Below are 19,065 nucleotides of genomic sequence, written 5' to 3' on the forward strand. Positions count from 1 at the left end.
GCCGATGGGCGGCGCGCCCTCACGCCCCGGGGTTCACCGGGGCCAGTCCCAGGCGATGCCCACGATGCCCGGCCGGATGCGCGGCTCGACGACGTGAGCGCAATGGTGCGGCCCGGTGACGGGGAGTTCCTGCCGGGCGCTGCGCGGGGCCTCCGGCGAGTGCTGGGTGAAGCGCCGGCAGCGCACGGGCAGCGCCGCCGCGTCGAAGCGCACCTGGAGCGCGTACTGACCGCCGGGCGCGTCGAAGTGGTGCAGGTACTCGTGCGCGGCTTCGGCCGTGCCGTCCTCGACGGCGTACCGGAAGAGGAAGGTGTCGCCGGCCCGCAGCCGGGTGTCGAAGAGCAGCTCGGCCACCAGCACTCCGGCGTCCTGGTCCCGGCGGACCCGGCCCGTGCGGCAGTTCTCCAGGGCCCGCACCCTCATCTCGTGCGGGGCGCAGCCAGGGTCGCCCCGGTGGACGACCAGGAAGCGGTCGACGCCGTCGCGGTGGGCGCGCACGATGTGATGGGCCTCGCGGGCCGCCAGCTCCCGCCCGGCGCCGATCCGGACGCACTCGTGGTGGCCCAGGGTGTGCAGCCCGCTGTCGGCCGGCCGGTCCAGCTCGGCCCGCAGCCGGTCCAGCACGCCCGCGGCCTCGACCAGGGAGCGGTACGAGCGGCCCGCCGGGGCGTCGGCCTCCCCGTGCCGGTCGGACTCGGTGAGCAGCCGGATCAGGGACTCGTCCGGCAGCCGGAGGATCTCCTCCAGGGCCCGGACGGCGCGCAGCGACTCCGGGCGCTGCGGGCGGCGGGCACCCTGCTGCCAGTAACTCAGGCTGGTCACACCGACTTTGACACCATGGCGCGAGAGATGGTGCTGGACGCGCTGGAGCGGCAGCCCGCGCGCGGCGATCGCGGCGCGCAACGCCACGTGGAACGGGCCGCCCCGCAGGGCCGTGTCCAGTTCCCCGGTGGGGAGGTCCGCGTGCTCTAGGGCATGCCGCATGCCGTGGGGCCTTTCTGTCGGTGTCACAACGGCTGGTCAGACCGTCTGCGCGGGTGTGCGGGGCCACCCCGTGGCGTCGTGGACGCCCCTGGCCGCGCGCGCCGCGCCCCTTCCTGCGCGGGCCGGCCCCGAGTTCCCCCGCATTGAAGCGTGTTGACCAGAACCCGACAACACCTTGGGGTCGTACGCCCCGTACTACTGGCCGGACCGTGCCCCTCGGCGGTCCTCGGGCACCGGCGGGCACCACCTCCGGCAGCGGCGGGCAAGCCCTCCGGCGGTCCGCGCGGGGGCCGCCCGGCGAGCCGCGTGGCCGGGGTTATCCACAGGCCCGACGCGGTGTCGGCGCTCGCCAGTAGGGTGTGAGACATGGCCGATCCCTCCAGCTACCGCCCCAGGCCGGGTGAGATCCCGGACACCCCCGGGGTGTACAGGTTCCGCGACGAGCACCGCCGGGTGATCTACGTCGGAAAGGCGAAAAGCCTGCGCCAGCGCCTGGCGAACTACTTCCAGGATCTGGCGAACCTGCACCCGCGCACCCGGACCATGGTGACCACCGCCGCGTCCGTGGAGTGGACCGTGGTGTCCACCGAGGTCGAGGCGCTGCAGCTGGAGTACTCCTGGATCAAGGAGTACGACCCCCGGTTCAACGTCAAGTACCGCGACGACAAGAGCTACCCGTACCTCGCGGTGACGATGAACGAGGAGTTCCCGCGCGTCCAGGTGATGCGCGGTCACAAGAAGAAGGGCGTGCGGTACTTCGGTCCTTACGGACACGCGTGGGCCATCCGGGACACCGTCGACCTGCTGCTGCGGGTCTTCCCGGTGCGCACCTGTTCGGCGGGTGTGTTCAAGAACGCCGCCCGCACCGGCCGCCCCTGCCTGCTGGGCTACATCGGCAAGTGCTCCGCCCCCTGCGTCGGCCGGATCAGCCCCGAGGACCACCAGGACCTGGCCGAGGAGTTCTGCGACTTCATGGCCGGCCGCACCGGCGCCTACCTCCGCCGCCTGGAGAAGCAGATGACGGAGGCGGCCGAGGACATGGAGTACGAGCGGGCCGCCCGGCTGCGCGACGACATCGGGGCCCTGAAGAAGGCCATGGAGAAGAGCGCGGTCGTGCTCGCCGACGCGACCGACGCCGACCTCATCGCGGTCGCCGAGGACGAGCTGGAGGCGGCCGTGCAGATCTTCCATGTACGCGGCGGCCGGGTGCGCGGCCAGCGCGGCTGGGTGACCGACAAGGTCGAGGAGATCACGACCGGCGCCCTGGTCGAGCACGCCCTCCAGCAGCTGTACGGCGAGGAGACCGGCGACGCCGTGCCCAAGGAGGTGCTGGTCCCGGCGCTGCCCGAGCCGGTCGAGCCGGTCCAGGAGTGGCTGACCGTCCGCCGCGGGGCGAACGTGTCGCTGCGCATCCCGCAGCGCGGCGACAAGAAGGCGCTGATGGAGACCGTGCAGCGCAACGCGCTGCAGGCGCTCGCCCTGCACAAGACCAAGCGCGCCTCCGACCTCACCACCCGTTCGCGCGCCCTGGAGGAGATCGCCGACGCCCTCGACCTGGACAGCGCCCCGCTGCGCATCGAGTGCTACGACATCTCGCACCTCCAGGGGGACGACGTGGTCGCCTCCATGGTCGTCTTCGAGGACGGCCTCCAGCGCAAGGGCGAGTACCGCCGCTTCCAGATCAAGGGCTTCGCCGGGCAGGACGACGTCCGCTCCATGCACGAGGTGATCACCCGCCGCTTCAAGCGGTACCTCGCGGAGAAGGAGCGGACGGGGGAGTGGGCCGACGGCGAGGAGCCGGGCACCGACGGCGAGGCCGCGCTCCCCGACGAGGGAGCCACGCCCGCCGACGCCCGGATGACCCTTCCGGACGAAGAGGCCGCGCCCGCCGGGGCCGGGATCACCCTCCCGGTCGAGGGTGCCGCGCCCACGCCCGCCGGGGCCCCGCCCACGGACGAGAGGCCCGTGCCCACCGCCACCGCCACCGGGGCCGCGTCCGCCGACGCCGGCACCGCGCCGGAAGACGCCCCGCACACGTCCACGGACGCCGGAGCCACGCCCACCGGCACCGTGCCCCCGTCGGCCCCCGTCACCACGGACCCCGGCGTGCCCGCCGCCCCGGAGTCCGGCGCTTCCGCCGACACGGGCCCCGACGTCCCCGCTGGCACGGCGCCCCACGTGGCCGCCGCCCCGGAGACCGCCCCACGGCCCGGCCCCCTCACCACCACCAGGCCGGATCCCACCAGGCCCGACCCGCTCGACGACCCCCTCGCCGCCCCTCTGAACGGCTCCCTCAAGGACGACGACGGCCGCCCCCGTAAGTTCGCCTACCCGCCCCAGCTGGTCGTGGTCGACGGCGGTCAGCCGCAGGTCGCGGCGGCCCGGCGGGCGCTGGACGAACTGGGGATCGACGACATCGCGGTGTGCGGCCTGGCCAAGCGGCTGGAGGAGGTCTGGCTGCCCGGCGAGGACGACCCCGTGGTGCTGCCCCGCACCAGCGAGGGCCTGTATCTGCTCCAGCGCGTCCGGGACGAGGCGCACCGGTTCGCGATCACCTACCAGCGCACCAAGCGCGCCAAGCGCTTCCGCGCCGGCCCCCTGGACGACGTCCCCGGCCTCGGCGAGACGAGGAAACAGGCGCTCATCAAGCATTTCGGCTCGGTGAAGCGGCTGCGGTCCGCCACAATCGAACAGATCCAGGAAGTGCCCGGGATAGGCCGCAAGACGGCCGAGACCATCGCCGCGGCCCTCGCCCAGGCGGCCCCGGCCGCACCCGCCGTGAACACGGCGACCGGAGAGATCATGGAAGACGAGGAACCCGAGACGACGGCGGGTTCCTCGGGGGAGCCCGTGACCGCGGGCCCCTCGGACGAACGACGGGGGCAGGAGACATGAGCGAGAACGACGCACAGCCCACACAGCGCCGAGATCAGGCGCACGCGGACCCGGGCGGGGAGACCGCCCCACCGCCCGGCCTCGAAAGCGGCCAGGACACGGGCGACGACAACGGAGCACAGGTGAGTACGGGCGGCGAGGCACCCGGGGTCCCCGAAGCGGCGATCCCCGAGCTGGTGATCATCTCCGGCATGTCCGGAGCGGGCCGCTCGACGGCCGCGAAGTGCCTGGAGGACCTCGGCTGGTTCGTCGTGGACAACCTGCCGCCCGCGCTCATCCCCACCATGGTCGAACTGGGCGCCCGCTCCCAGGGGAACGTGGCGCGGATCGCGGTCGTGGTGGACGTCCGCGGCCGGCGCTTCTTCGACAACCTCCGCGAGTCCCTGGCGGACCTGGAGGCCAAGCACGTCACCCGGCGGATCGTCTTCCTGGAGTCCTCCGACGAGGCCCTGGTGCGCCGCTTCGAGTCGGTGCGCCGCCCGCACCCGCTCCAGGGCGACGGCCGCATCGTGGACGGCATCGCCGCCGAGCGGGAGCTGCTGCGCGAACTGCGCGGCGACGCCGACCTGGTGATCGACACCTCCAGCCTCAACGTGCACGAGCTGCGGGCCAAGATGGACGCCCAGTTCGCCGGCGAGGAGGAGCCCGAACTGCGGGCCACCGTGATGTCCTTCGGGTTCAAGTACGGCCTCCCGGTCGACGCCGACCTCGTCGCGGACATGCGGTTCCTGCCCAACCCGCACTGGGTCCCGGAGCTGCGCCCCTTCACGGGCCTCAACGAGGAGGTGGCGGCCTATGTCTTCAACCAGCCCGGCGCCAAGGAGTTCCTGGACCGCTACGCCGAGCTGCTGCGGCTGATCGCGGCCGGCTACCGGCGCGAGGGCAAGCGCTATGTGACCATCGCGATCGGCTGTACCGGGGGCAAGCACCGCTCGGTCGCGATGTCGGAGAAACTCGCCGCGCGCCTCGCGGCCGAGGGTGTGGAAACGGTGGTCGTACACCGGGACATGGGACGGGAATGACGGAACGTACACCGCGGCTGGGCCGGCTGCGCCGGATGGTGCCCGAGGCGCGCTCCGGCCGCCCGGGCGAGACCCGCGCCGGCCGCCCGGTCGAGGCCCGCGGGGGTCGGCCCCGCCGCCGGGGCGCACAGCCCAAGGTCGTCGCGCTCGGCGGCGGCATGGGCCTGTCGGCCTCGCTGGCCGCGCTGCGCCGGATCACCGGCGATCTCACCGCCGTCGTCACCGTGGCCGACGACGGCGGCTCCAGCGGCCGGCTGCGCGACGAACTGGGCGTGCTGCCGCCCGGCGACCTGCGCAAGGCGCTGGCCGCGCTGTGCGGGGACGACGACTGGGGCCAGACCTGGTCCCGCGTCATCCAGCACCGCTTCCACTCCCAGGGCGATCTGCACGACCACGCGGTGGGCAATCTGCTGATCGTCGCCCTGTGGGAGCAGCTCGGCGATCACGTCCAGGCGCTGGACCTGGTCGGCAAGCTGCTCGGCGCGCACGGGCGGGTGCTGCCCATGTCCGCCGTGCCGCTGGAGCTCCAGGCCCTGGTCAAGGGGCACGATTTGGAGCACCCGGAGGCCGTCGACACCGTGCGCGGGCAGGCCACCGTTGCGCTGACGCCCGGCGAGGTGCAGTCCGTGCACCTGGTGCCGAACGACCCGCCGGCCGTCCCGGAGGCCCTCGCGGCCGTCCTGGACGCGGACTGGGTGGTGCTCGGCCCCGGCTCCTGGTTCTCCTCGGTGATCCCGCATCTGCTGGTGCCCGAGCTGCTGGACGCCCTGACCGAGACCAAGGCCCGCAAGGTCCTGTCCCTGAACCTCGTTCCGCAGCCGGGGGAAACCGACGGCTTCTCCCCGCAGCGTCATTTGGAGGTTTTGGGGCGACACGCCCCTAAACTCGCCCTGGACGTGGTGCTGGCCGACGAGGCCGCCGTGCCCGACCGCGACTCGCTCACCGAAGCCGCCAAGCGGCTGGGAGCCGCGGTCGAGCTGGCCCCCGTGGCCCGGACCGACGGAACACCCCGGCACGACCCGGAGCTGTTGGCCGCCGCGTACGACCGTATTTTTCGGATGCATGGAAGGATCGGCCCATGGCGATGACGGCAGCGGTGAAGGACGAGATCTCCCGGCTCCCCGTCACCCGGACCTGCTGCAGGAAGGCGGAGGTCTCCGCCATTCTGCGGTTCGCCGGCGGCCTGCATCTGGTGAGCGGGCGCATCGTGATCGAGGCGGAGCTGGACACGGCGATGGCGGCCCGCCGCCTCAAGCGGGACATCCTGGAGATCTTCGGCCACAGCTCGGAACTGATCGTGATGGCCCCCGGCGGACTGCGCCGCGGCTCGCGCTACGTCGTCCGGGTCGTCGCGGGCGGGGACCAACTCGCCCGGCAGACGGGCCTGGTGGACGGCCGCGGCCGGCCGATCCGCGGGCTGCCCCCGCAGGTGGTCTCGGGGGCTACCTGTGACGCCGAGGCGGCCTGGCGCGGGGCGTTCCTCGCGCACGGCTCGCTGACCGAGCCCGGCCGCTCCTCCTCCCTGGAGGTGACCTGCCCGGGCCCGGAGGCCGCGCTGGCGCTGGTCGGCGCCGCCCGCCGGCTGTCGATCGCCGCCAAGGCCCGGGAGGTGCGCGGGGTGGACCGCGTGGTCGTCCGGGACGGTGATGCGATCGGCGCGCTGTTGACGCGGCTCGGCGCCCACGAGTCGGTGCTGGCCTGGGAGGAGCGCCGGATGCGCCGCGAGGTGCGGGCCACGGCCAACCGGCTCGCCAACTTCGACGACGCGAACCTGCGCCGCTCCGCCCGTGCGGCGGTGGCCGCGGGGGCGCGGGTGCAGCGCGCGCTGGAGATCCTCGGCGAGGAGGTGCCCGAGCACCTCGCGGCGGCCGGACGGCTGCGCATGGAGCACAAGCAGGCATCGCTGGAGGAGCTGGGCGCGCTCGCCGACCCGCCGCTGACCAAGGACGCGGTCGCGGGCCGGATCCGCCGGCTGCTGGCCATGGCCGACAAGCGCGCCTCGGACATCGGCATCCCGGGCACCGAGGCGAATCTGTCGGAGGAGCTGGCGGACAACCTGGTCGGCTGACCCGGCCCACACCGACACCGACACCGACACGCCGGTGCCGAACCCCGTTCGAGGGGATTCGGCACCGGCGTTCGTATGCCCGCGGCCGGTGAACCGGAGTGCTCATACCACAGGTGAGCGGAGGCCCCATCAACGGTGCGGAATCGGGGTAGTCAACAGGTGAGCCGACCCGCTCACGAACGAGTGACATCGACGTCAACAAGGGGCGACATTCGATAGCAAAAACGGGTGAATCAACTGCCGATCCGAGACGGTCCGTACCTCTACTGCCAGGTACGGAACACCTGCCCGTGTATGCGTCATCTCGATGTCACCGAGGGGGTCGCGGAGAGGTAGGGTCGGTGGTGGTCGGGGACATCCCAAACAGAGCTCGCCGGCTCGCGTGGTCGGCGTACCAACGAGGAGATCGGTTCGTGACGATCCGCGTAGGCATCAACGGCTTCGGCCGCATCGGTCGTAACTACTTCCGCGCACTGCTGGAGCAGGGTGCGGACATCGAGGTTGTGGCTGTCAACGACCTGGGTGACACGGCCACCACGGCCCACCTGCTCAAGTACGACACGATCCTGGGACGCCTCAAGCAGGAGGTCTCCCACACCGCCGACACGATCACCGTCGACGGTCACACCATCAAGGTGCTGTCCGAGCGCAACCCGGCCGACATCCCCTGGGGTGAGCTGGGCGTCGACATCGTCATCGAGTCGACCGGCATCTTCACCAAGCGCGAGGACGCCGCCAAGCACCTGGCCGGCGGCGCCAAGAAGGTCCTCATCTCGGCTCCGGCCAAGGACGAGGACATCACCATCGTGATGGGCGTCAACCAGGACAAGTACGAGGCGGCCAACCACCACGTCATCTCGAACGCGTCCTGCACCACCAACTGTGTGGCCCCGATGGCGAAGGTCCTGGACGAGAACTTCGGCATCGTCAAGGGTCTGATGACCACGGTGCACGCGTACACCAACGACCAGCGCATCCTGGACTTCCCGCACAAGGACCTGCGCCGCGCCCGCGCCGCCGCCGAGAACATCATCCCGACCACCACCGGTGCCGCCAAGGCCACCGCTCTGGTCCTGCCGCAGCTCAAGGGCAAGCTGGACGGCCTGGCCATGCGCGTCCCGGTCCCGACCGGCTCCGTCACCGACCTCGTGGTCGAGCTCAGCCGCGAGGTCACCAAGGAAGAGGTCAACGCCGCCTTCCAGAAGGCCGCCGAGGGCGAGCTGAAGGGCCTCCTCGACTACACCGAGGACCCGATCGTCTCCTCGGACATCGTCAACGCCCCGGCGTCCTGCACCTTCGACTCCTCCCTGACCATGGTCCAGGAGGGCAAGAACGTGAAGGTCATCGGCTGGTACGACAACGAGTGGGGCTACTCCAACCGTCTCGTGGACCTCACGGTCTTCGTCGGCAACCAGCTCTGATCGCCGAAGACCGCAGCAGTACGACCGTGACATGAGAGCAGGGCTCGGCCAGCGCACCGTCGCGCTGACCGGGCCCTGTCTCGCGCACGGACCACGTCCTCATACGATCAAGGTGCACCACGAGCCCTCCTCAGGAGTCCACTCAATGAAGACGATCGACGAACTTCTCGCCGACGGCGTAAGCGGCAAGCGGGTCTTCGTCCGCGCCGACCTCAATGTGCCGCTGGCCGACGGGACGATCACCGACGACGGCCGCATCCGCGCCGTGCTGCCCACCGTCAAGGCGCTCGCCGGAGCGGGCGCCAAGGTGATCGTCGCCTCGCACCTGGGCCGCCCCAAGGGCGCCCCGGACCCCGCCTTCTCGCTGCTGCCCGCCGCCGAGCGCCTCGGTGAACTGCTCGGCGCCCCGGTCGCCTTCGCGGACGACACGGTCGGCCCCGCCGCCCACGACGCCGTCGACGGCCTCGAGCCCGGCCAGGTCGCTGTCATCGAGAACCTGCGTTTCAACCCCGGGGAGACCGCCAAGGACGACGCCGAGCGCGGCGAGTTCGCGGACCGGCTGGCCGCCCTCGCCGACGTGTACGTCGGCGACGGCTTCGGCGCCGTGCACCGCAAGCACGCCTCCGTCTACGACCTCCCGGCCCGGCTGCCGCACTACGCCGGCTACCTCATCGCCACCGAGGTCGGCGTCCTGAAGAAGCTCACCGAGGACGTCGAGCGCCCCTATGTCGTCGCGCTCGGCGGCGCCAAGGTCTCCGACAAGCTCGCCGTCATCGACCAGCTGCTCGGCAAGGCCGACCGGCTGCTCATCGGCGGCGGCATGGCCTACACCTTCCTGAAGGCCAAGGGCTACGAGGTCGGCATCTCCCTCCTCCAGGAGGACCAGGTCCCGGCCGTCACCGAGTACATGGAACGCGCCGAGAAGCTCGGCGTGGAACTGCTGCTCCCCGTCGACGTCCTGGTCTCCCGGGAGTTCCCGGACCTGAAGACCAAGGCGCCGAGCCAGTACAACACCGTCGACGCGGACAAGATCCCCGCCGACCAGGAGGGCCTGGACATCGGCCCGAAGACCCGGGAGCTGTACGCCTCGAAGCTCGCCGACGCCCGGACCGTGTTCTGGAACGGCCCCATGGGTGTCTTCGAGCACCCGGACTACGCCGAGGGCACCAAGGCGGTCGCCCGGGCGCTCGTAGACTCGAACGGTTTCACCGTCGTCGGCGGCGGTGACTCCGCCGCGGCCGTGCGCACGCTCGGCTTCGACGAGAACGCATTCGGCCACATCTCGACCGGTGGCGGCGCCTCCCTCGAATACCTCGAGGGCAAGACGCTTCCCGGTCTCGCCGCACTGGAGGACTGACCCCGTATGACCACCCGCACGCCGCTGATGGCGGGCAACTGGAAGATGAACCTCAACCACCTCGAGGCCATCGCCCACGTCCAGAAGCTCGCTTTCGCCCTGGCCGACAAGGACTACGAGGCCGTCGAGGTCGCCGTCCTGCCGCCCTTCACCGACCTGCGCTCCGTACAGACCCTGGTCGACGGCGACAAGCTCAAGATCAAGTACGGCGCCCAGGACATCTCGCAGCACGACTCCGGTGCCTACACCGGCGAGATCTCCGGCCCGATGCTGTCCAAGCTGAAGTGTGCCTACGTGGTCATCGGCCACTCCGAGCGCCGCCAGTACCACGCCGAGACCGACGAGATCGTCAACGCCAAGGTCAAGGCCGCCTACAAGCACGGCCTGACCCCGATCCTGTGCGTCGGCGAGGAACTGTCCGTCCGCGAGGCGGGCAACCACGTCGCCCACACCCTCGCCCAGGTCGAGGGCGGTCTGAAGGACCTCCCGGCCGAGCAGGCCGAGACGATCGTGATCGCCTACGAGCCGGTGTGGGCCATCGGCACCGGCAAGGTCTGCGGCGCCGACGACGCCCAAGAGGTCTGCGCCGCCATCCGCGCCAAGATCGCCGAGCTGTACTCCCAGGACGTGGCCGACCAGGTCCGCATCCAGTACGGCGGCTCCGTGAAGTCGGGCAATGTCGCCGAGATCATGGCCAAGGCCGACATCGACGGCGCCCTGGTCGGCGGCGCCTCGCTGGACACCGACGAGTTCGTCAAGATCGTCCGCTTCCGCGATCAGTGACGGGGCGGCTGTGCCGTCCATGAGTAGGCGGTAGCCGCGATACGTCGTACTCTTGCGGGGGCACGGCCCAGGTGCTGTGCCCCCGTCGTCCATCCGAATCCGAGGAAGTTGGTCCAGCCGTGGTTTTGGGGTTCTCGATCGCCCTGATCGTCTTCAGCCTGCTGCTGATGCTGCTGGTGCTGATGCACAAGGGAAAGGGCGGCGGCCTCTCCGACATGTTCGGCGGCGGCATGCAGTCCTCCGTCGGCGGCTCCTCGGTCGCCGAGCGCAACCTCGACCGGATCACCGTCGTGATCGGCCTGCTGTGGATCACGTGCATCGTGGTCCTCGGCATCCTGATGAAGACGAACAGCTGATCCCGGCCTTCCAGGCACACTCATTCCGTACGTTGAGCCCCATGTTCGGTACGCGCTCCCGAGCGCGGCCTATCATGGGGCTTGCGTCTGCGTGCGGGGGCGGTAACTCCCATCACTGGACGCGCGTTGGGCCTTACGTAGACTGAGGCGCTCGCGGCGAAGCGGTACGCCGACTCGCTTCGCGGCACCATCACGCAGGGAGTTACGACCGTGGCAAGTGGCAACGCGATCCGAGGAAGCCGGGTCGGGGCGGGGCCGATGGGCGAGGCCGAGCGCGGCGAGTCCGCACCGCGGCTGCGCATCTCCTTCTGGTGCTCCAACGGGCACGAGACCCAGCCGAGTTTCGCCAGCGACGCACAGGTCCCCGACACCTGGGACTGCCCGCGCTGTGGCTTTCCGGCCGGCCAGGACCGGGACAACCCGCCGGACCCGCCGCGCACCGAGCCGTACAAGACGCACCTCGCGTATGTGCGGGAGCGGCGCAGCGACGCGGACGGCGAGGCGATCCTCGCCGAGGCACTCGCCAAACTGCGCGGCGAGATCTAGGGCCTCTCGTTCGGATCTTGCCGGGCTCGCGGGCCCTGGTGCCTGATCCGGCCTGATCCACACGGAAGACCCTGGACATTGAGCCCGGCCGGGCACCCTCGGGTGCCTGGCCGGAGCCGTATCCGCCGCTCGCTCCCGATCGATTGTCAGTGGCACCCTCTACGGTTCTCGTGAAGGCGACGACCGCGAGGGGGAGTTGTGACGACGGTGGCGGCGGGCCAGACGCGGGCGCCCGTGTGGCGCGGGGGTTTCGGACGGCTGTGGAGCGCCGCCGTGCTGTCCCGCTTCGGCGACGCGCTGCGCATCGCCGCGCTGCCGCTGCTCGCCGCCTCGCTGACCGACCGGCCCCTGCTCATCGCCACCGTGGCCGCCTGCGGCTATCTGCCCTGGATCCTCTTCGGGTTGTGCGGCGGGGCCATCGCCGACCGGGTCGACCAACGGCGCGCCATGTGGACCGTGGACACGGTACGAGGAGTGCTGGTCGCCGCCTTCGCGGTGGCCGTCGCCCTCGGACACGCCTCGATCGCGCTGCTCGTCGCGCTGGCCTTCACCCTGACCACGCTTCAGACCCTCTTCGACAACGCCGCCACCGCCCTGCTGCCCGCCCTGGTCGGCCCCGAGGCCCTCGGCAGCGCCAACGCCCGGCTGATGACCGGGCAGACGATCGCGGGCGGGCTGTTCGGGGCCCCCGTCGTGCCGGTGCTGCTCGCCGCCGGGGCCGCCGCGCCCTTCCTGGCCGACGCGGGCACCTTCCTGGCGGCCGCCGCGCTGGTCGCCTCCCTGCGCACCGGGGCCCCCGAGCGGGCCCCGAGACCGGCGGGCAGCACCCTGCGCCGGGAGATCGCCGCCGGAGTGCGCACCCTGTGGCGGGACCGGCCGCTGCGCGGACTGTGCGCCGCCACGGCCCTGTGCAACATCGGCATGGGCGCCCTGATCGCCACCCTGGTCGTGCTCGTGACCGGCTGGCTGCACGCGGGCACCGCCGGCTACGCGGCCGCCACCACCGCGTACACCGTCGGCGGCCTGGCCGGGGGCGCGGTGAACCGGCGGCTCACCGCCGCGCTCGGCCCGGTGCGCACCGTCCTGCTCGCCGGTACGGCACAGACCGCGGCGCTCGTCGTCATGGGCTCGGTGCCGCGCCTGACCGCCCTGGTGGCGGCCATGGCGGCCTTCGGGTTCATGGGGATGCTGTGGAACGTCAACAGCACCACCCTGATGCAGCAGCGCAGCCCCGCCGGCGCCCTCGGCCGGGTCAGCTCCGCCTTCCGCACCCTGAGCGTCGCCGGGGCCCCGCTGGGCGCCCTGCTCGGCGGCGCGGTGGCCACCGCCTGGGGCCGGGGCACGCCGGCCCTGCTCGCGGCCGCCTTCTTCGTCCTCTCCGTCGTCGCACTCATACCGGCCGCCCGGCCGGACGCGTCCGTCCCGGCGCCGCGGGACGGCGTCACCACGGCTCGCGCCCCCGGGTGATCAATTAGGTTGGAAGCACTGGGACAGGCACGAAAGAAGGCGGAAGTCGGAAATGAACGCAGACGGCCGTACCAGGCTCGACCAGTTGCCCGAGTGGACCGCCCTCGCGGAACACCGGGAGGAGCTGGCCGACACCCATCTGAGGGATCTGTTCGCCACCGACCCCGAGCGCGGCACCGGCTACACGCTGCGGGTCGGCGATCTCCACATCGACTACGGCAAGCACCTGGTCACCGGCGAGACACTGCGGCTGCTGCGCGAGCTGGCCGCGGCCACCGACGTGTTCGGGCTGCGGGACGCCATGTTCCGCGGCGAGAAGATCAACGTCACCGAGGGCCGGGCGGTGCTGCACACCGCGCTGCGCGCGCCCCGGGACGCGGTGATCGAGGTCGACGGCGAGAACGTGGTGCCCCAGGTGCACGCCGTCCTCGACAAGATGGCCGGCTTCGCCGGCCGGGTGCGCTCCGGCGCTTGGACGGGCCATACGGGCAGGCGGATCCGTCATGTCGTCAACATCGGCATCGGCGGCTCCGACCTCGGTCCCGCGATGGCGTACGAGGCGCTGCGCGCCTTCGCCGACCGGGACCTGACCGTGCGCTTCGTGTCGAACGTGGACGGCGCCGACCTGCACGAGGCCACCCGCGATCTCGACCCGGCCGAGACGCTGTTCATCGTGGCGTCCAAGACGTTCACGACGATCGAGACGATCACCAACGCGACGTCCGCGCGTTCGTGGCTGCTCGATGCGTTCGACGGTGGGGGCACCTCCCGCCCGAGCGAAGCCGGGAGCGGGGGAGACAAGGCCGTCGCGAAGCATTTCGTGGCGCTGTCGACCAACGCGGAGAAGGTCACCGAGTTCGGTATCGACCCGGACAACATGTTCGAGTTCTGGGACTGGGTCGGGGGCCGTTACTCGTACGACTCCGCGATCGGTCTCTCCCTGATGATCGCCATCGGGCCGGACCGTTTCCGGGAGATGCTGGACGGCTTCCACCTGGTCGACGAGCACTTCCGCACCGCGCCCGCCGAGGCCAACGCCCCGCTGCTGCTGGGCCTGCTGGGCATCTGGTACGGCAACTTCCACGACGCCCAGTCGCACGCCGTACTGCCCTACAGCCACTACCTGTCCAGGTTCACCGCCTACCTCCAGCAGCTGGACATGGAGTCCAACGGCAAGTCCGTGGACCGCCAGGGACGCCGGGTGGAGTGGCAGACGGGTCCCGTGGTGTGGGGCACGCCGGGCACCAACGGGCAGCACGCGTACTACCAGTTGATCCACCAGGGCACCAAGCTGATCCCCGCCGACTTCATCGGCTTCGCCCGCCCCATCGGCGAGCTGAGCGGTGAACTCAAGGCGCAGCACGACCTGCTGATGGCGAACTTCTTCGCCCAGACCCAGGCGCTGGCGTTCGGCAAGAGCGCCGAGGAGGTCCGCGCGGAGGGCGTGCCCGAGGAGCAGGTGGCGCACCGCACCTTCCGCGGCGACCACCCGACCACGACGATCCTCGCCGCCGAGCTGACCCCGTCCGTGCTGGGCCAGCTGATCGCGCTGTACGAGCACAAGGTGTTCGTCCAGGGCGCGGTGTGGGACATCGACTCCTTCGACCAGTGGGGCGTGGAGCTGGGCAAGGTCCTCGCCAAACGCGTCGAACCCGCCCTCACCGACGGCGCGGACGTCCCCGGCCTCGACCCCTCCACCACGGCGCTGGTCGCCACGTACCGGGAGCTGCGCGGCCGCGGCTGACCGGAGCGGGGAGCACGGGGCATCGGCGGTCCGCCGTCCGGTGTCCCGTACACTCCCGATGATCATGGACAACGCTACTCGGGGAGTACGCAGTGGCACGGGGGAACCGGGCGCCGGGCGCCCAGAGCGGTCGCAACTACCTGAAGGCCCATCACGCGGCATGGGCGGTGTTCCACCCCGCGTGGATACCGGAACCGCTCGATCCGGGCGTCGAACAGCTCAAGCGGATCCGGGTGGCGGCGGGCACGGTCGCCGCCGTCGGCGTCTACACCTTCGTGCAGGGCGGCTTCGCCGTCGCGGAGATGCTGGAGAACCTGCTGATCGCCTGCGGGGTCCTGCTGGTGATCGCCCCGCTCACGGTCGGGGTGATGCTGTGGATCTGGCGGCGCGGCGGCAGCCTGCGCTCCCTGCGGCCGCCGCTGCTGCGCGCCCTGGGACTGCTGCTCACGTTCGTGGCGGCGGCCGGCCTGACCCTGTTCCTGCTCCAGAACAACGGCCGGACGGACATGGGACTGCTGATCCTCCCCGTGGGCCTGCTGACGCTGTGGCTGATCTGGTTCGTCGGCGCCGGGGCCCTGCGCGTCACCGGCAACTTCTTCGGCACGGCCGCCGTGCACCGCGGTCTGCCGCCGCTGCTCGCCCTCGTCACCACCTGGCTGATGGCCCTGCCCGACCTGTTCACCGGCGATCTGCACGGCCTCGGGCTCACCCTCGGCATCGTCTTCATCCTCGGCGCCCCGGTGACGGTCACCGGTATCGCGCTGTACGAACTGGCCGTCCTGAAGCGGCGGTTCGGCATACGGCTGGCGGACCATCCGGCGCTGCACCTCGGCCGGACACCGTACGACCCCCGCTACGCGTAGGGCCGCTGAGCCCCCCAACGGGAGACGGCGGGGACCATCGGCTCCCCGCCGTCTCCTTCGCCTATCCGTGGACCGGTGTCACGGAGACGCCGGCGGATACAGCGAGCGCGGCAGCTGGGAGGCCGCCGCCGAGTCCAGCAGCCACAGGGTGCGGCTGCGGCCGCGGGCGCCCGCCGCCGGGGCCTGGATCTCACCCGCGCCGGACAGGGCGATGGCCGCGGCCTCCGCCTTGTCCTCGCCCGCCGCGAGCAGCCAGACCTCACGGGCCGAGCGGATCGCGGGCAGGGTGAGCGAGATCCGGGTCGGCGGCGGCTTGGGCGCGCCGTGCACGCCCACCACCGTGCGCTCGGTCTCCCGTACGGCCGGCAGCTCCGGGAAGAGCGAGGCCACATGGGTGTCCGGGCCGACGCCCAGCATCAGCACGTCGAAGGTGGGCACCGAGCCATGGTTCTCCGGCCCGGCCGACTTCGCCAGCTCCGCCGCGTACGCCTCGGCCGCCGCCTCGACGTCCGCGCCGTACGGCCCGTCGGAGGCGGGCATGGCGTGCACGCGCGCCGGGTCCAGCGGGACGGAGTCCAGCAGGGCCGCGCGTGCCTGGGTGACATTGCGCTCGGGGTCGCCCTCGGGCAGATAGCGCTCGTCGCCCCACCACAGGTCGAGACGGGTCCAGTCCACGGCGTCCCGGGCCGGCGCCTCGGCGAGCGTGGCCAGCAGACCGTTGCCGTTGCGGCCGCCCGTGAGGACCACGGACGCGGTGCCCCGGGACGCCTGCGCGTCCACGATCTTCGTGATCAGGCGGGCCGCGGCGGCCTGGGCCATCAGTTCCTTGTCGCGGTGGACGACCAGCTGAGGGGTGCTCACTTCGCCGACGCCTTCCTGGAGGGTGCCTTCTTCGCGGCCCTGGACGACGTCGCCTTCTTCGCGGGAGCCTTGGCCGCACGCACGGGCTCCGGCTCGGCGGCCGGGGCCTCCTCGGCGGAGGCCGGCTTCGCCTCGTCCGCGGAAGCCGAAGCCGAATCCGCGTCCGAATCCGCAGCGGAAGCCGAATCCGCGGCCGAGCCCGCAGCGGAAGCCGAATCCGAGGCCCCCTGCTCCGGAACCGTGTCCAGCCGGTCCACGCCGTACCGCAGCGCCGACGCGTAGGTGTCGTCCGGGTCCAGCCGGCGCAGCTCCTCCGCGATCAGCTCGGCGGTGTCGCGCCGGTTGAGCGCCACCGCGCGGGCCGGCTGCCCCTTGATGGACAGCGTGGCCAGCGAGCCGTCCGCGCGGTCCAGGGAGATCGGGCCGCATGTGGTGTCCATGCGGACGGCGGTCAGCCCGGGCCCCGCGGACGGGGAGCGCCGGACCGGCACGTCCAGCCGGTCCGCGAGCCACATCGCCAGCAGCTCGCAGCTCGGGTTGAACGCCTCGCCCTCCACCTCGACCGCCTTCACCCGGCAGTCGACCTGGTCCAGGGCGGCCGCCAGCATCGAGCGCCACGGCGTGATCCGGGTCCAGGACAGATCGGTGTCGCCGGGGGTGTAGGCGTCGGCGCGGGCCGCGAGTTCCCGCACCGGCTCCTCGGCCGCGTAGGTGTCGGTGACCCGGCGCTGGGCCAGCGCGCCCAGCGGGTCCTTCGCCGGGTCCAGCGGAGCGTTCACCGGCCACCACACGACGACCGGGGCGTCCGGCAGCAGCAGCGGCAGCGCGACCGAGTCGGCGTGCTGGGACACCTCGCCGTACAGCCGCAGCATGACCGTCTCGCCACTGCCCGCGTCCGCGCCCACCCGCACCTCGGCGTCGAGGCGCGAGGTGGTGCGGTCGCGCGAGGTGCGGGAGATCCGCTTGATGACCACCAGGGTGCGCGAGGGGTGCTCGCGCGAGGCGTCGTTGGCGGACTTCAGGGCGTCGTAGGCGTTCTCCTCGTCGGTGACGATGACGAGGGTCAGGACCATGCCGACGGCGGGGGTGCCGATGGCCCGGCGGCCTTGCACGAGCGCCTTGTTGATCTCGCCGGCGGTGGTGTCGGTCAGGTCTATCTTCATGGCCTGCGCCAGCTCCGTCCGTCTCGTGCGAGCATCTCGTCCGCCTCGGCGGGGCCCCAGGTACCCGAGGGGTACTGCGCGGGCCTGCCGTGCCGGTCCCAGTACTGCTCGATCGGGTCGAGGATCTTCCAGGACAGCTCGACCTCCTCCGTGCGCGGGAAGAGGTTGGCGTCGCCGAGCAGCACGTCCAGGATGAGCCGCTCGTACGCCTCCGGGCTGGACTCCGTGAACGACTCGCCGTAGGCGAAGTCCATGGACACGTCCCGGATCTCCATCGAGGTGCCCGGCACCTTGGAGCCGAAGCGGACCGTGATGCCCTCGTCCGGCTGGACGCGGATCACGATCGCGTTCTGGCCCAGCTCCTCCGTCGCCGTGTGGTCGAAGGGGGAGTGCGGGGCCCGCTGGAAGACGACGGCGATCTCCGTCACCCGGCGGCCGAGCCGCTTGCCGGTGCGCAGGTAGAAGGGGACGCCCGCCCAGCGGCGGTTGTCGATGCCCACCTTGATCGCCGCGAAGGTGTCGGTCTTCGACTTCGGGTCGATGCCGTCCTCTTCGAGGTAGCCGATGACCTTCTCGCCGCCCTGCCAGCCCGCCGCGTACTGTCCGCGCACGGTGCCCTTGCCCAGGTCCCTCGGCAGCCGTACGGCGCCGAGCACCTTGGTCTTCTCCGCGGCCAGCGCCTGCGCGTCGAAGGAGGCGGGCTCCTCCATCGCGGTCAGCGCGAGCAGCTGGAGCAGGTGGTTCTGGATGACGTCACGGGCGGCGCCGATACCGTCGTAGTAACCGGCCCGGCCGCCGATGCCGATGTCCTCGGCCATGGTGATCTGGACATGGTCCACGAAGGACCGGTTCCAGATCGGCTCGAACATCGTGTTGGCGAAGCGCAGCGCCAGGATGTTCTGGACGGTCTCCTTGCCGAGGTAGTGGTCGATCCGGAAGACCTGGTCCGGGGCGAACACCTCGTGCACGATGGCGTTCAGTTCCTCGGCCGACTTCAGATCGTGCCCGAACGGCTTCTCGATGACCGCGCGCCGCCAGGAGCCGCCGGACTGGTCGGCCAGTCCGTGCTTCTTCAGCTGCTGGATGACCACCGGGAAGGAGCGCGGCGGCACCGACAGGTAGAAGGCGAAGTTGCCGCCCGTGCCCTGTGCCTTGTCCAGCTCCTCGATGGTGGAGCGCAGCCGCTCGAACGCCTCGTCGTCGTCGAAGGTGCCCTGCACGAAGCGCATCCCCTGGATGAGCTGCTGCCAGACCTCCTCACGGAACGGCGTACGGGCGTGCGCCTTGACGGCGTCGTGGACCTCCTGCGCGAAGTCCTCGTCGGCCCATTCGCGGCGGGCGAAGCCCACCAGCGAGAAGCCCGGCGGCAGCAGACCCCGGTTGGCGAGGTCGTACACCGCGGGCATCAGCTTCTTGCGCGACAGGTCGCCCGTGACCCCGAAGATGACCAGACCCGACGGCCCCGCGATACGCGGGAGCCGTCGGTCGGCCGGGTCACGGAGCGGGTTCGCTCCGGATCCCGAAACGGGTGACAA

Annotated in this window: 16 protein-coding genes; 12 read left to right on the forward strand and 4 right to left on the reverse strand. The window is 71.6% G+C overall.

What is annotated here, in order from left to right:
* Positions 1 to 33 precede the first annotated feature (33 nt).
* On the reverse strand, positions 34 to 984 hold the full coding sequence (locus GHR20_RS27150) for a hypothetical protein (protein ID WP_153814658.1): 951 nt from the start codon (positions 982 to 984) through the stop codon (positions 34 to 36).
* Positions 985 to 1,350: 366 nt separating this feature from the next.
* On the opposite strand from GHR20_RS27150, the gene uvrC reads away from it, so the two are divergent.
* The 12 genes from uvrC to GHR20_RS27210 all read left to right on the forward strand — a co-directional run bounded on the left by uvrC (position 1,351) and on the right by GHR20_RS27210 (position 15,506).
* The gene (uvrC, locus tag GHR20_RS27155; RefSeq protein ID WP_153814659.1) at positions 1,351 to 3,879 is read left to right on the forward strand and encodes an excinuclease ABC subunit UvrC; all 2,529 of its coding nucleotides are present in this window, start codon (positions 1,351 to 1,353) and stop codon (positions 3,877 to 3,879) included.
* Positions 3,876 to 4,901, forward strand: a complete 1,026-nt coding sequence (rapZ, locus tag GHR20_RS27160) for an RNase adapter RapZ (protein WP_111582513.1) — start codon at positions 3,876 to 3,878, stop codon at positions 4,899 to 4,901. The genes uvrC and rapZ overlap by 4 nt, the downstream gene beginning before the upstream one ends.
* Positions 4,898 to 5,989, forward strand: coding sequence for a uridine diphosphate-N-acetylglucosamine-binding protein YvcK (gene yvcK, locus GHR20_RS27165; RefSeq protein WP_111582514.1), 1,092 nt, complete (start codon positions 4,898 to 4,900; stop codon positions 5,987 to 5,989). Before rapZ ends, yvcK begins: the two co-directional genes overlap by 4 nt.
* On the forward strand, positions 5,980 to 6,969 hold the full coding sequence (whiA, locus tag GHR20_RS27170; RefSeq protein ID WP_111582515.1) for a DNA-binding protein WhiA: 990 nt from the start codon (positions 5,980 to 5,982) through the stop codon (positions 6,967 to 6,969). Before yvcK ends, whiA begins: the two co-directional genes overlap by 10 nt.
* 413 nt (positions 6,970 to 7,382) lie before the next feature.
* Positions 7,383 to 8,390 (forward strand): type I glyceraldehyde-3-phosphate dehydrogenase, encoded by a 1,008-nt coding sequence (gap, locus tag GHR20_RS27175; RefSeq protein WP_111582516.1) that lies wholly within the window; start codon positions 7,383 to 7,385, stop codon positions 8,388 to 8,390.
* 145 nt (positions 8,391 to 8,535) lie between these two features.
* A complete protein-coding gene (locus GHR20_RS27180; protein WP_153814660.1) occupies positions 8,536 to 9,747 on the forward strand; it encodes a phosphoglycerate kinase in 1,212 nt (403 codons plus the stop codon).
* A gap of 6 nt (positions 9,748 to 9,753) precedes the next feature.
* Complete coding sequence (gene tpiA / locus GHR20_RS27185) at positions 9,754 to 10,530, forward strand: triose-phosphate isomerase (RefSeq protein ID WP_153814661.1); 777 nt, start codon at positions 9,754 to 9,756, stop codon at positions 10,528 to 10,530.
* 119 nt (positions 10,531 to 10,649) lie between these two features.
* Positions 10,650 to 10,886, forward strand: coding sequence for a preprotein translocase subunit SecG (gene secG / locus GHR20_RS27190; protein WP_111582519.1), 237 nt, complete (start codon positions 10,650 to 10,652; stop codon positions 10,884 to 10,886).
* A 210-nt stretch (positions 10,887 to 11,096) separates the two neighbouring features.
* Positions 11,097 to 11,432 carry an RNA polymerase-binding protein RbpA gene (locus GHR20_RS27195; RefSeq protein ID WP_003957010.1) on the forward strand — a complete coding sequence of 112 codons (336 nt, stop codon included), beginning with the start codon at positions 11,097 to 11,099 and terminating at the stop codon, positions 11,430 to 11,432.
* A gap of 198 nt (positions 11,433 to 11,630) precedes the next feature.
* Entirely contained in the window at positions 11,631 to 12,899 is a 1,269-nt protein-coding gene (locus GHR20_RS27200) for an MFS transporter (protein ID WP_153814662.1), read from the forward strand.
* A gap of 52 nt (positions 12,900 to 12,951) precedes the next feature.
* Positions 12,952 to 14,643, forward strand: a complete 1,692-nt coding sequence (gene pgi, locus GHR20_RS27205; RefSeq protein WP_153814663.1) for a glucose-6-phosphate isomerase — start codon at positions 12,952 to 12,954, stop codon at positions 14,641 to 14,643.
* 92 nt (positions 14,644 to 14,735) lie between these two features.
* Complete coding sequence (locus GHR20_RS27210) at positions 14,736 to 15,506, forward strand: hypothetical protein (protein WP_153814664.1); 771 nt, start codon at positions 14,736 to 14,738, stop codon at positions 15,504 to 15,506.
* A gap of 78 nt (positions 15,507 to 15,584) precedes the next feature.
* Here GHR20_RS27210 and pgl read toward each other — a convergent pair whose 3' ends face one another.
* From pgl to zwf, 3 genes are read right to left on the reverse strand one after another with little or no spacing between them, the layout of a single operon-like run.
* Positions 15,585 to 16,367 (reverse strand): 6-phosphogluconolactonase, encoded by a 783-nt coding sequence (gene pgl / locus GHR20_RS27215; RefSeq protein ID WP_153814665.1) that lies wholly within the window; start codon positions 16,365 to 16,367, stop codon positions 15,585 to 15,587.
* Positions 16,364 to 17,530: a glucose-6-phosphate dehydrogenase assembly protein OpcA gene (gene opcA, locus GHR20_RS27220; RefSeq protein WP_153814666.1), complete on the reverse strand. Its 1,167-nt coding sequence runs from the start codon at positions 17,528 to 17,530 to the stop codon at positions 16,364 to 16,366. The genes pgl and opcA overlap by 4 nt, the downstream gene beginning before the upstream one ends.
* Positions 17,527 to 19,065 (reverse strand): glucose-6-phosphate dehydrogenase, encoded by a 1,539-nt coding sequence (gene zwf / locus GHR20_RS27225; protein ID WP_111586355.1) that lies wholly within the window; start codon positions 19,063 to 19,065, stop codon positions 17,527 to 17,529. Before zwf ends, opcA begins: the two co-directional genes overlap by 4 nt.

This window comes from Streptomyces sp. SUK 48 (assembly GCF_009650765.1).
Lineage (GTDB): Bacteria > Actinomycetota > Actinomycetes > Streptomycetales > Streptomycetaceae > Streptomyces.

Excerpts from the sequence above, each read along its gene's own strand:
- GHR20_RS27150 (WP_153814658.1), bottom strand. The coding sequence starts at position 984 with ATGCGGCATGCCCTAGAGCACGCGGACCTCCCCACCGGGGAACTGGAC.
- uvrC (WP_153814659.1), top strand. The coding sequence starts at position 1,351 with ATGGCCGATCCCTCCAGCTACCGCCCCAGGCCGGGTGAGATCCCGGAC.
- rapZ (WP_111582513.1), top strand. The coding sequence starts at position 3,876 with ATGAGCGAGAACGACGCACAGCCCACACAGCGCCGAGATCAGGCGCAC.
- yvcK (WP_111582514.1), top strand. The coding sequence starts at position 4,898 with ATGACGGAACGTACACCGCGGCTGGGCCGGCTGCGCCGGATGGTGCCC.
- whiA (WP_111582515.1), top strand. The coding sequence starts at position 5,980 with ATGGCGATGACGGCAGCGGTGAAGGACGAGATCTCCCGGCTCCCCGTC.
- GHR20_RS27180 (WP_153814660.1), top strand. The coding sequence starts at position 8,536 with ATGAAGACGATCGACGAACTTCTCGCCGACGGCGTAAGCGGCAAGCGG.
- tpiA (WP_153814661.1), top strand. The coding sequence starts at position 9,754 with ATGACCACCCGCACGCCGCTGATGGCGGGCAACTGGAAGATGAACCTC.
- pgi (WP_153814663.1), top strand. The coding sequence starts at position 12,952 with ATGAACGCAGACGGCCGTACCAGGCTCGACCAGTTGCCCGAGTGGACC.
- opcA (WP_153814666.1), bottom strand. The coding sequence starts at position 17,530 with ATGAAGATAGACCTGACCGACACCACCGCCGGCGAGATCAACAAGGCG.